At 62.1% G+C, this 11565-nt stretch carries 13 protein-coding genes; 8 read left to right on the top strand and 5 right to left on the bottom strand.

Annotated elements, in window-relative coordinates:
• Window positions 1-102 precede the first annotated feature (102 nt).
• Entirely contained in the window at window positions 103-654 is a 552-nt protein-coding gene (locus tag ACP15D_RS07525; protein ID WP_424956915.1) for an SRPBCC family protein, read from the top strand.
• 12 nt (window positions 655-666) lie between these two features.
• On the opposite strand, the gene ACP15D_RS07520 is transcribed toward ACP15D_RS07525, so the two are convergent.
• Entirely contained in the window at window positions 667-1311 is a 645-nt protein-coding gene (locus ACP15D_RS07520) for an alpha/beta family hydrolase (RefSeq protein WP_424956914.1), read from the bottom strand.
• 121 nt (window positions 1312-1432) lie between these two features.
• On the opposite strand from ACP15D_RS07520, the gene mepA reads away from it, so the two are divergent.
• Window positions 1433-2500, top strand: a complete 1068-nt coding sequence (mepA, locus tag ACP15D_RS07515) for a penicillin-insensitive murein endopeptidase (protein ID WP_424956913.1) — start codon at window positions 1433-1435, stop codon at window positions 2498-2500.
• 4 nt (window positions 2501-2504) lie between these two features.
• On the opposite strand, the gene msrA is transcribed toward mepA, so the two are convergent.
• Window positions 2505-3164 (bottom strand): peptide-methionine (S)-S-oxide reductase MsrA, encoded by a 660-nt coding sequence (gene msrA, locus ACP15D_RS07510; RefSeq protein ID WP_424956912.1) that lies wholly within the window; start codon window positions 3162-3164, stop codon window positions 2505-2507.
• A gap of 150 nt (window positions 3165-3314) precedes the next feature.
• Between msrA and ACP15D_RS07505 the strand changes: the two genes are divergently transcribed.
• Window positions 3315-4169, top strand: coding sequence for a hypothetical protein (locus ACP15D_RS07505; protein ID WP_424956911.1), 855 nt, complete (start codon window positions 3315-3317; stop codon window positions 4167-4169).
• 165 nt (window positions 4170-4334) lie between these two features.
• Here ACP15D_RS07505 and ACP15D_RS07500 read toward each other — a convergent pair whose 3' ends face one another.
• Both ACP15D_RS07500 and ACP15D_RS07495 read right to left on the bottom strand, forming a co-directional pair.
• Window positions 4335-4649 carry a hypothetical protein gene (locus tag ACP15D_RS07500; protein ID WP_424956910.1) on the bottom strand — a complete coding sequence of 105 codons (315 nt, stop codon included), beginning with the start codon at window positions 4647-4649 and terminating at the stop codon, window positions 4335-4337.
• Between the two features lie 42 nt (window positions 4650-4691).
• Window positions 4692-6587: a methylmalonyl-CoA mutase family protein gene (locus ACP15D_RS07495; protein ID WP_424956909.1), complete on the bottom strand. Its 1896-nt coding sequence runs from the start codon at window positions 6585-6587 to the stop codon at window positions 4692-4694.
• Between the two features lie 261 nt (window positions 6588-6848).
• Between ACP15D_RS07495 and ACP15D_RS07490 the strand changes: the two genes are divergently transcribed.
• The 3 genes from ACP15D_RS07490 to ACP15D_RS07480 all read left to right on the top strand — a co-directional run bounded on the left by ACP15D_RS07490 (window position 6849) and on the right by ACP15D_RS07480 (window position 9154).
• A complete protein-coding gene (locus ACP15D_RS07490) occupies window positions 6849-8291 on the top strand; it encodes a helicase HerA-like domain-containing protein (RefSeq protein WP_424956908.1) in 1443 nt (480 codons plus the stop codon).
• A 144-nt stretch (window positions 8292-8435) separates the two neighbouring features.
• Window positions 8436-8744 (top strand): DUF4236 domain-containing protein, encoded by a 309-nt coding sequence (locus tag ACP15D_RS07485; RefSeq protein ID WP_424956907.1) that lies wholly within the window; start codon window positions 8436-8438, stop codon window positions 8742-8744.
• An 83-nt stretch (window positions 8745-8827) separates the two neighbouring features.
• Window positions 8828-9154, top strand: a complete 327-nt coding sequence (locus tag ACP15D_RS07480; RefSeq protein ID WP_424956906.1) for a c-type cytochrome — start codon at window positions 8828-8830, stop codon at window positions 9152-9154.
• Window positions 9155-9209: 55 nt separating this feature from the next.
• Here ACP15D_RS07480 and ACP15D_RS07475 read toward each other — a convergent pair whose 3' ends face one another.
• On the bottom strand, window positions 9210-9809 hold the full coding sequence (locus tag ACP15D_RS07475; protein WP_424956905.1) for a superoxide dismutase: 600 nt from the start codon (window positions 9807-9809) through the stop codon (window positions 9210-9212).
• Window positions 9810-10265: 456 nt separating this feature from the next.
• On the opposite strand from ACP15D_RS07475, the gene ACP15D_RS07470 reads away from it, so the two are divergent.
• Complete coding sequence (locus tag ACP15D_RS07470) at window positions 10266-10577, top strand: H-NS family nucleoid-associated regulatory protein (protein ID WP_424956904.1); 312 nt, start codon at window positions 10266-10268, stop codon at window positions 10575-10577.
• Between the two features lie 181 nt (window positions 10578-10758).
• The gene (locus ACP15D_RS07465) at window positions 10759-11316 is read left to right on the top strand and encodes a type 1 glutamine amidotransferase domain-containing protein (RefSeq protein ID WP_424956903.1); all 558 of its coding nucleotides are present in this window, start codon (window positions 10759-10761) and stop codon (window positions 11314-11316) included.
• Window positions 11317-11565: the final 249 nt, after the last annotated feature.

Below are 11565 nucleotides of genomic sequence, written 5' to 3'. Positions count from 1 at the left end.
CCTCGAACTCTTTGCATCTGAAGGTTACAATGTACCAATTCGCCCTCTTCCGGAGCGGCGCACAAACAAACGTGGGCTGTTGCCCCGATATGGGAGAAAACGATGAAGTTGCCGATCACCGCCCTTGTGCTTTCCGCCGTCGTCTTTCCGTTTGCGGCCGGTGCCAATGCCGCCAGCCTAACCTCCGGCAAGAAGCTCGAAATTCGCGTCGATGAGGCCAAGGTCGAGGAAGAAAAGAAGGCGCTCTGGGGCCAGTTCGGCGGCTGGTGCGCGATCGCGGAGTGGCATCCGGCAGTCAAGTCCTGCGAAGAAACGAAAGAGGGCGACGCCGAGTACCGTACCCTCACGCTTCAGGACGGTGGGAAGATCAAGGAGAAGCTGCTGGAGCGCGGCAACGCGAGCTACAAGTACGAGATCGTCGAGAGCCCGCTGCCGGTGAAGAACTACGAGGCGCAGTTCACCGTAACCCCCGATGACGACGACCTCGATGAGGTGAACATCGTATGGGCGGCCACGTATGATGCCGCCGACGGCAAGGAAGACGCCGAAGCACGCAAGACGATCGACGGCATCTTCAAAGACGGCATCAACAGCATCAAGGGAAAGCTTGGCGACAAGGTCGTCGAGCGCAAAAAGAAAAAAGACAACGACTAAGCTGAGTGCGCTTCAGCCGATGCCGTTGACGAACCCGTCGATGGTATCGGCAGCAAGCGCGAGATTGCCCGCGCGCGTATAGCCGCTGCCGCCACGGGGGCCGAGATCATGGTCCCCGTCGCTGGCCCAAGTCACAGAGATTTTCGGTGACAGATTAAAGCCCTCGACCTCGGTGCGCGAGCCGAATGGGTCACGCTCGCCTTGGACGATGAGAGCGGGGCACTTCAGCTTCTCAAGATGGGCAGTGCGCAGATTTTCCGGCTTTCCCGGCGGGTGAAACGGATAGCCGAGGCAGACGAGACCGGCGATGGAGCCGGCGCTGAACAGCTCATCGGCGACGAGGCTGGCGACGCGCCCTCCCATGGACTTGCCGCCTATGACGAGCTTTTGCTTGCGCGGGCTGAGCGACGCAAGTTCGTTGACCGCGCTGAGATATTCGTCGGTCAGCTTCTCGGCGCGGGGTGGTGGGCGCCGTTTCCCACCGGTGCGCCGGGCAGCCATATATTCGAACTCGAATCGCGATACTTGCAAGCCACGCGTCGTCAAAAGCCCGGCCATCTTCTCCATGAATGGGCTCGTCATCGGCGCACCAGCTCCATGCGCCAAGAGTATGTGGCAGGGTGCGTCGTCGGGGCCGGTTGTGAGGAATTCGGTCACGGGATTTGTGCTGGTCGCTGGCTGAAAGGTTAATCGATCAATAAGCGTCGGGGTCGCTTTTTGGCCCTAGCCCGTTAGTATGGCCTGAATTCGCTATTCTGACTTAGTCATTGGGGGAGCCATGCGACGCACCCACAAGGTCATTGTCCTTGCATTGATGCTGGCGGCTCCTGCCGTCGCCGCGGAACCAGCTGCGAAGGCTCCTGCGCCGGTCGAAGCCAAGCGCGCTGCAACGGCGCCGCTGCCGGAGCAGAAGTCAGCGCCTTCTAAAAGCAGCGCCAAGAAGGCCGCGAAGAAGGACACAAAGCCGAAAATCCTGGCGCGTGATCTGTTCGGCAAGGCGCAGGGCGCCGCTGACCTCAAGGCGCGATCCATCGGCTGGTATGCGAAGGGATGCCTCGCCGGCGGTGTGCATCTCGCGGACGCGGGGCCTGACTGGCAGACGATGCGGCCGTCGCGCAATCGCGCGTGGGGGCATCCTAAGCTGATTGCGCTGCTGAAACGGCTGGGCTCGGAAGCCAAGAAGGATGGCTGGTCGGGTCTGCTGGTGGGCGACATCTCGCAGCCCCGCGGCGGGCCGATGCTGTCGGGGCATGCAAGCCACCAGGTAGGGCTCGACGCCGATATCTGGCTGACGCCGATGCCCAACCGTGCGCTGAGCCGGCGCGAGCGCGAAGACATCTCGGCAACATCGATGCTGGACAAGACGAAATTATCGGTCGATCCGAAGGTGTTCACGGCCGCGCACGTGGCGCTGATCAAGCGTGCTGCATCCTACTCGGCGGTGGAGCGCGTGTTCGTGCATCCTGCGATCAAGAAGGCGCTGTGCCAAGCGGCGGGCAAGGATCGCGCGTGGCTCTACAAGGTGCGCCCGATCTGGGGCCACTACTACCACTTCCATATCCGTATCGGCTGCCCCAATGGCGGTTGCGAGACGCAACCTGGGGTGAAGGCGGATGACGGTTGTGGGGCGGAGTTGAAAGGCTGGCTCAAGAATATCGAAGCGTCGCTGAAGCCAAAGCCCAAGCCCAAGGGACCGGAAGCGCCCTACATTCCGCCGAGCGCGCGGCGGCAGATCACGATGGAGCAGCTGCCGGCAGAGTGCAAAGTCGTGCTGAACAGTCCGAACGCATCGCCGCCTGCAGACGAGGCCATGGCCGCGACCCCGACGGCCGCGACCAAGAAATAGCCTCTTACTCGGCTGCTACGCCCGTTGGCATCGGGCACGAAACCCCGGTGCCTCCGAGCCCGCAATAGCCATGCGGTACCTTTGACAGGTACTGCTGGTGATAGTCCTCGGCGAAGAAGAACTCGGGCGCGGGCAGGATCTCGGTGGTTATGCGGCCGAGGCCGTTCGCGGTGAGAGCCTTCTGGTATTCAGCCTTCGATGCTTCGGCGGCGGCGCGCTGCGCATCGGTGTAATAGTAGATGCCGGAGCGGTATTGCGTGCCGACGTCATTGCCCTGGCGCATGCCCTGGGTCGGGTCGTGGCTTTCCCAGAAGGTTTTGAGCAGATCGCGGTAGCTGATCTCCTTTGGATCGTAGACGACGAGCACGACCTCGTTGTGCCCGGTCTGCCCGGTGCACACCTCCTGGTAGGTCGGGTTAGGCGTCAGACCACCCGCATAGCCGACAGCGGTGATCCAGATACCGGGGCCGAGGTTCCAGAACTTGCGCTCTGCGCCCCAGAAGCATCCGAGCCCGAACATCGCCATCTCGAGGCCCGCCGGGTAAGGACCCTTCAGCGGGCGCGAAAACAGCTCGTGCTCTTCGGCGGTGGGGATCGGCGTCGGCCGGCCCTTGAGTGCAGTTTCGGACGTCGGCATGGCGGTCTTGTTCTTACGGAAAAGCATGGCTCACCCCGAATTGGATGGTGACTGAGCGTGTTCTAATGTGCGCCTGATATAATGTTGCGGCCATCCTTGCGGCAGACCCAATAGGGTCATGTTATTGTGATGCAATCTGCGCAGAGTTGCCGAGTAACAATTTAGGGGGAGTGAACGATGGCAGATGCCGCAGTGATGGGTGCCGCTGCTCCAGCTTCGGCCCCGCGTGAGCGAGACGTCTACGCCGCGGGTGGCGGGCGCAAGTTCGCATTCTCGTTCGCGTTCCTCTTGCTGCTGCCGTTCTTCATCAGTTTGCCGCCGATGCTGTTCTGGCGGGTGTCGCAAGGCCATTGGAACGGTACTCCGGGCCTCGTGGTGCTGGCGATTGCCTTTGCGTTCATCATGTTTCTGCTGGTGATCGAGCTGATGCATTCGCTGCGGGCGCGGATCGAGCTTGGCGCTACGTCGGTGAAGATGACGCTGCCATCGGGGCGCGGTCCGACGCCGATGATGCGCTATCGCAGCTACGACATTCCCTATGACCAGATCAAAGCGGTGGAGACGCGCCGCGAGGTTTATGGCGGCTCGGTTGCACCTGTGCTGCTGCAGGGTGCGCGGCTGATCCTCAAGGACGATACGCCGGTCAAGCTCGGCTATGTCAGCGAGGCGAACTCAGATCCGTGCTTTCCCTATCCCGAGATCGCGCAGAAGATCGCGGCGCGGGCCGGTCTTGCCGTCGAGCACAAAGGCAATGTGCGGCGCTCGGTGCAGAAAAAGTACTTCGGCTTGAAGCAGGGCTTCCTGACGCCAGGCGATGACAGCGTCGACGATGCCGAGATCGAGTTGCTGAACAAGAGCCACCGCGGCTGGGTCATGCGACTCATCTCGCTGCTGGTGGTGATGGTGATCGGCGGCATCGCGCTCGACATCATCTTTCCGCCGAGTAGCGGGCTACCGCCGGCGCTGACCAGCGTGAAGGCGCTCGTCATGCAGGGCGGCACGACGGCGGCTCCACCAGCGAAGAAGAAGTAGTCCAAGTCTTTACCCGGTTCAGCGGTCTAAAGGCTTCGACAGAGTTCGCCCCCCTCACCCGAAGCTCATTTGCATTCGCTTCGGCCGCTCCCCGCCGTGGAGAGGCTAAGTCATCGGCCGAAACTTAACCTCCGGACGGGAGAGATCGCGACCCGGTGAGGGCTGTTAGTTGATGTGCAGCTTCATCTGCACGCGGCGGCGGCCGAAGTAGCCGCATACGATCGCCAGCGAGCCGAACAACAACGACATCGGCGCGCTAAGGACGCTGAGCAGCACCGGATTCCATACCCACGGGAAGGTCATGGCGTTGATGCTGTCGCGCGTGGCGAGCAGCGAGGCCGGTGCCAGCTCGCTCCAATAATTGATGACGCTGTGGGCCTGGAACGTGCCTGTACCGATCAGCATCGGCGTCATGTCGGCGACGAGCGCGACTATAGCGATGAGTGCAAAGAGGCTGGCGAGAAAGCGCAGGCTGGCCACGGGCTATCCTCCGTTGCGTCTGGATAAGCGCAGGGCGCGAGACTAGCTCTGGGCCAGCGCCTTGTGCAGATCCTCGAGCGTCTTCACTGCGTCCTGTCCCGCATAAATGAAGCCATCAACACCAGCCGCGCGCAACGCAGCTTCAGCCTCGCCCGGACGTCCGGCAAGGAGAACACGTTGGGCGCCTGCAGCTTTGAGGGCTTGGGCCGTGGCTGCTGCATCGCGCGCATAGACTTCGTCGGACGAGCAGATGCACGCGATCTTGGCGCCGGAAGCCTTGAAGGCTTCTGCGGCCTCGGCCGGGCTCTTGTAGCCGTCGCTGGTGAGGCCCTCGATGCCGCCGGCGGCGAGGAAGTTCCACATCCACTGAGAACGGCGGTTGTGCTCGGCGATCTCGCCGAGGTTGGCCATGAAGACCTGCTTGCGTTTGCCGATCTTGGCGAGGAACGCGTCGCCCGCATCACGCAGCTTCTCGAAGGCTTCGCCCAGGCGATGAGGTGTCAGCGGGCGCACCTGCTGCGCTGGCGCCGCGGCTGGCGCGGGATAAGGGGTGATCTTGACGCCATCGTCGCCAAGGAACGGGAAGACGGATACGCCGGTCAGCTCGATGCGGCCGGTGGAGATGGCCTTCATGCGCGCCTCGGCGGTGCCGGCGATGTCGTCCTGCAGAGCGCCGGCGGAAAGCGCGGCAACGAGGCCGCCCTTGGCTTCGATGCCCTGGAACAGCTCCCAGGCCTTCTTGGCGAGATCGGCCGTGAGCTTCTCGACATACCAGGAGCCACCGATCGGATCGACGACGCGGCCGAGCTGCGACTCTTCCTGCAGCACGAGCTGCGTGTTGCGGGCGATGCGGCGGGCGAAGCGGTCGGGCATGCCGAGCGACCAGGTGTAGGGGAGGACGCTGATGGCGTCGGCGCCGCCGAACGCTGCACCGGCACATGCGGTGGTGGTGCGCAGCATGTTGGTCCACGGATCGCGCTTAGCCATTACGCGTTCGGAGGTGACGGCGGAGATGTGCAAGCCTGAAGCAGTCGCGCCGCTGGCTTCAGCGATGCGGGCAATGATGGTGCGTGCTGCGCGCACCTTGGCGGCGCTGAGGAACAGGTCGGTGTCGACGGCGAGCGCGAACGCGATGCTCGGCAGGGCATCTTTCGGGGCAACGCCAGCGGCTTCGAAGGCGCGCAGGTACGCGACGAGCGCTGCAGCGAGGAATGCGAGCTCCTGAGCTTCGCTGGCGCCAGCCTCGTGCGGGACGCTGGCATCGACGAGGATGCTCGTCAGCGGGCGATCTGCTGCGCCTGCTTCTGCGGCGAAGGCCACAGTTTCGGCGAGCGCCTTATCGATCGGTGCCCAGGCAGCGCCGAAGCGCGCGAGCGTTCCCAATGGATCGACATTGAGGCGCGAGACGGCGGTGCCGCCTTCCTCACGCTTCAGTGCCGGGAGCGCTGCCAGATAATGGCGCGCGGCGGCTAGGCCATTGATACCGCCGGCAAGCTGGAAGGGTGCGTAGTCGACGAACATGCCGGCGAGGCTTGCGGCGGCATCATCGGAGCTTTCGATCTTGATGCCGATGCGGCCGGGGCCGGCAATCTGAAGGACGATCCCGTTGGCGCCGCCGTCCAGCTCTTCGAGGATCACCTTGTTGGCTGCCGCCGAATCGGTCTCGACGATGCGCTGGTGGATCTGCCAGCCGAGGCCATCGGCCTTGGCGTGGCTTCCGCGGGTGAACGGTGCCCCGCCAGGGACAGTGGCATCCGCTTGCGGGAGCGTATCGGCTCTGGTGTAGAGCGGCTCGATGCGCAGGCCGTCGGCCGTCTTGGCGACGAGCCGCTTATCGAAATCGGCGCCCTTCAGCGCCTTTTCGACGAGCTGGCGCCACTTGTCGTAGTCGGCGGGAGGAAAACCGGAGGCGAGCTTGGCGGTGGCGGTCTCAGTCATGTCCTCAGCGTCTTGTCGGTTGGGGTGGGCGGCCGCAGCCAGCAATCCACTTCTATAGGCTTAGTGACTGCCTGTTTGCACGAGCTAAAGCGGGCGTCAAAGGCTTCCGCGTCGCTACGGCGCGCGGGTGGTCCACGCCTCCCGTGTCCTGCATGCAACCGATGTTTGCAATGGACCTAGCTGCGTGCCAAGAAAAACGGGCGTTGTCGCGTCGAGTCGCGTGCGAAGCCGGTCGCCGGCAGCCCCAGATTGGAGCCCACAATGCCCGAAAAGTCCAAGTCCGCAGCGGCGGAGAATCCTGCTGCCGACCCGCACTTCTTCGCTCAAAACGGACGCATTCTCCTCGGGGGCAGCCACGCGGGCATCGAGTTCATCGAGCTGAAGCTGGCTAATCGGCACGGGTTGGTGACCGGAGCGACGGGCACCGGCAAGACGGTGACATTGCAGGTGCTGGCGGAAGGCTTCTCGGCGGCAGGCGTTCCTGTTTTCGCTGCGGACATCAAAGGTGATCTCTCTGGCATCGGCGTCAAGGGTGAGCAGAAGCCAGGGCTCGTTGCGCGGGCGGAAGAAATAGGGTTGCCTGGCTATTTCAATGCCGCCTTCCCAGTGGCGTTCTGGGACATCTTTGGCGAGCAAGGACATCCGGTGCGCACCAGTGTGCAGTCGATGGGACCGCTGCTGCTGTCACGCCTGCTAGACCTTACCGAGCCGCAGGAAGGCGTACTGAACATCGCGTTCCGCTGGGCAGAGGACCGCCGCGAGACGCGCGACCCGAAGATGGTGATCCGCAAGCTGCGCGACCTGCGCGCTGTGATCGAAGAGATGGGGCGGCGTGCGCCGGAGCTGCGCTCCAAGTACGGCAACATCGCTCCGCAGACAGTGGGCGTGCTGCAGCGCCGCCTGCTGGTTCTGGAAGAGCAGGGTGCCGACAAGTTCTTCGGCGAGACGTCGCTCGACATCAACGATTTCATGCGCGTGCGCGATGGCTATGGCGTCGTCAACGTGCTCGCGGCCGACAAGCTGATGGACAATCCGCGGCTTTATGCGACGGCGCTGCTGTGGATGCTGGACGAGCTGTTCGACAAGCTTCCTGAGGTTGGCGATCTCGATAAGCCGAAGCTGGTGTTCCTGTTCGACGAGGCTCACCTATTGTTCGACGATGCGCCGAAGGCGATGCTTGATCAGATCGAGCGCGTGACGCGCCTCATCCGCTCGAAGGGCGTCGGTGTCTATTACGTGACACAGAGCCCATCGGACGTTCCTGACCGGGTGTCGGCACAGCTCGGCAACCGCGTGCAGCACGCGCTGCGCGCGTTCACGCCGAAGGAGCAGAAGGCAATCCGGGCGGCGGCGGAGACCTTCGTCAAAAATCCGGAGTTCAATACCGAGCAGGCGATCCAGCAGCTCAAAGTGGGCGAGGCGCTCGTCTCGACGCTGCGCAACAAAGGTGAGCCGTCGATGGTGCAGCGGGCGCTGATCCGCCCGCCGATGGCGAGGATCGGACCGCTGACGGCGGAAGAGCGCGCGAAGCTGATCGAGGCGGACGAGGATAACCGGCGCAAGTACGGCGAGGAAAACATCGTCGAGGGTGCCTTCGAGCGCATCCAGGCGATGAATTCAGCGATGGGTAACATGTCAGAGAAACTGACTGACGTGAAAGAGAAATTGGGCGGCTGGTTCGGCATCGGTCGTAAGGACGGCTGAGGCAAAAAGGCCGCAAATCCCCAGTTGTTTTTGGACAGTATTCTCATGCCGGCTGCATGAGAATAGGTTGGCAATGGAACGCGACTCGACCCATCTGATCAGACAGTTGGTGGGTTTTTCGGACTGAAAGAACGAGGATCTACGATGGGCTTTCTTCCCGGCTTTCGCTTCCGCAAGCAGATCGGCGTCGCAAAGGGCGTGAAAGTCAACCTGAGCAAGTCTCGGGTCAGCACGAGCCTTGGCGGCAAGGGCGCGACCGTCAACGTGGGCGCTGACGGCAAGCGCATGGTCACGCTGGGCATTCCAGGCACCGGCATGAGCTATCGAACGCCGTTGACCGGCCCAATCATGTTTCTGATTGCGGGTGTCATCCTGCTGGTGTTCATCGCATGGCTGGTGCAGCCTGAATTAGTGCGCGCGGCGCTGCATTGGTGGCAACCTGCGTGGTTCTGAGCTGCAATGGTTTGCGAGTGCGAGTGATGCGCAGGGCTAGCCGTCGTAGTGCTATTGCTGTCGCGCTGCTATCAGGGGCGGTCTTGCTGGCGACGCGTGGCGCTATCGCGGAGACGGCGACAATCGATCAGGGACGCGCGCTGCTCGAAGCTAATTGCGCGCGCTGTCATGCAATCGGACTCGAGGGCGAGAGCAAGCACAAAGAGGCGCCCCCGTTTCGCGTGGTGGTAACGCGCTATCCGCCCGATAATCTCGCCGAGGCGCTAGCGGAGGGACTCATTTCCGGCCATCCGGATATGCCCGAGTTCGTGTTCGAACCGGATCAGGTAGAAGCGATCGTCGCCTACCTCAATGACCTCAGAGCACAGGGCACAGCGCCAGAGCCGAACTCAGAGCAGAAGCCAGAATAGAAAAAGGCGCCGACTGTCATCGGCGCCTTCTTTATCTGGGTCATAAGCTGCGAGATTAGACGGCCTTTTGTGCCAGTTCCTCGACGTGGTCCCAGTTGACGAGATTGTCGAACCAGGCCTCGAGGTACTTCGGTCGCGCGTTGCGATAGTCGATGTAGTAGCTGTGCTCCCACACGTCGCAGCCGAGAATCGGCTGGGCGCCGTGCATCAGCGGGTTCTCGCCGTTGGGCGTCTTCATCAGTAGAAGCGCGCCGTCCTTGACTGCCAGCCAAGTCCATCCCGAGCCGAACTGGGTCTTGCCGTTCTCGATGAAGTCGTTGCGGACCTTGTCGTAGCCGCCGGCTGCCTCGACGAGCTTCTGAACGGTGCCGGGAAGCTTGTTGCCGCCGCCGTCCTTCTTCATCCACTGCCAGAAGTGGTTGTGATTGTAGTCCTGGCCGACATTGTTGATCACCGGCTGGGCTTTGTCGGCGAAGGCTTCCTTGCAGATTTCCTCGATGCTCTTGCCTTCATATTTCGAGCCGGGAATCAGCTTGTTGGCCATATCGACATAGGCTTGGTGATGCTTGTCGTGGTGGTACTCGAGAGTCTCGGCCGACATGTACGGCGCCAAGGCGTCGTAGGCATACGGCAGTGGTGCAAGTTTGAACGTCATAGTGGGGCCTCCGAAAAACACGGCGGCAAACTACCGGCTCACATGTGCAATGGCAACGCGGGGCCTCCGCGCCAGTTCCGCGCGCGGCCGTCTGATTTCCGGGATCTGGGAGGGGTGAGGACGCAGCGACCCTGAACGCTGCGCCCTCTTGGATCACTCCGGGGAAGATGGGAGTTCAGGGTTGAATTGAAGTTAGCCACGGGCGGCTGAACGCAGCCTGAACGCCAATTGGGGGCACCGGTTGACTCACCTTTCCCCTTCCGAAGACGGCACCGGCCCATACGCTGGAGGATTCGCGCATTAGTTGCAGGGTGTTGCCCGTCGTCCATTGTTGTGTTTTGCGGATTTAATTTCGATCGGCTTGACAAATTGAAGGCAAAAAGTAATTGAAGCAGCGCTAGATGTGGCAACGGCGAATTGCCTCTAGAGACGTGCGTATTCAGGAAGGACTACCGGATGGCCACACCCAATGTCGATAAACTGTCGCTGAAGGATCTTCTGGAGCTTGAAGCGAAAGTGCAAAAAGCAATCACCGCGGCGCGGGATCGTGAGCGCTCTGAGGTGAAACAGGCATTGGCGCAGCTCGCGGAAAAGCGCGGTTTCTCGGTATCGGAGCTGTTCGGCGGGCGCGGCCGGGGCAAGACCAGCGCTGCCAAATTCGTCAATCCCGACAACAAGTCGGAGACGTGGACCGGGCGTGGACGCAAGCCGAATTGGCTGGTTGCGAAGCTCAACAAGGGCGCCAAGCTGACGGATTTCGCTATTTGACGCGAACGGCATTTAGAACGCCTGTAATCCAGGACGTGGAATAAGAACGAAAGGGGCTCGCAGGCTAATGCCGTTGCGGGCCCCTTCGTTATTTCAGCTTCAGTTTTTTGAATATCGCCTTTGGCGGAACTGTTGAGCGGTCTGACGGTTCAATCCTTCAAGGAATAGAGGAGTGACCGCCATGGCGCATATCAGCAAGAGCCGCGTTCTGATCATGGCAACGCATGGCTTTGAACAGTCGGAACTCGAGGAGCCCTTACGGCAACTAAAAGCCAAAGGGGCGGATGTCCGGATCGCCGCTCCTGAAGCGGGCAAGATCAAGGGATGGGACAAGAATGATTGGGGCCGGACTGTCGACGTCGATCTCACCCTGGATGGCGTAGACGTCGGATCGTTCGATGCCCTGGTGCTGCCTGGCGGGGTGATGAACCCCGACCATCTGCGCACCAATGAGGCAGCTCTGGGTATCATCGAGGCCTTCCTGAAGGCCGGAAAGGTGGTGGCGGCGATCTGCCATGCGCCGTGGCTGCTGGTCGAGGTGGGGGCGGTCAAGGGGCGGGAGGTCACCTCATACAACTCGATCCGCACGGACGTGATCAATGCGGGTGGCCGATGGGTCGACCGGCCTGTTGCGACCGATCATGGCATCATCACCTCGCGAAATCCGGGGGATATTGATGCGTTTGTCGCCAAAATCGTGGAGGAAATAGAAGAGCGACGCCATAGCCGGGCGGCCTGATCGAAGAGTCTGCGGTGCCGGCGAGATAGAGCTATCCCCTGCCCGGGACTTTGACCTCGTGTTGGCAGCGGCTTTGAGCGGGTGCCGGCTTGTGCCGGCATGACCGAGCGTGGGGACGTTCACGGATGACGTCGGTGGAAGGATCGGCCACGTCACCGCTGAGGTGGGGACCCTGCCCCGGCCACCGGTGAGCCGATAAGCTTTCATTAAGCCGCCGATGCGGATAGTGCGGCCGCCGCTGGTCGGCTG

The organism is Hyphomicrobium sp. 1Nfss2.1 (assembly GCF_965243865.1).
In the GTDB taxonomy this organism is placed as follows: Bacteria; Pseudomonadota; Alphaproteobacteria; order Rhizobiales; family Hyphomicrobiaceae; genus Hyphomicrobium_A.
Note: the sequence above shows the minus strand (reverse complement) of the source record. Positions and strands in the feature narration are given on the sequence as shown.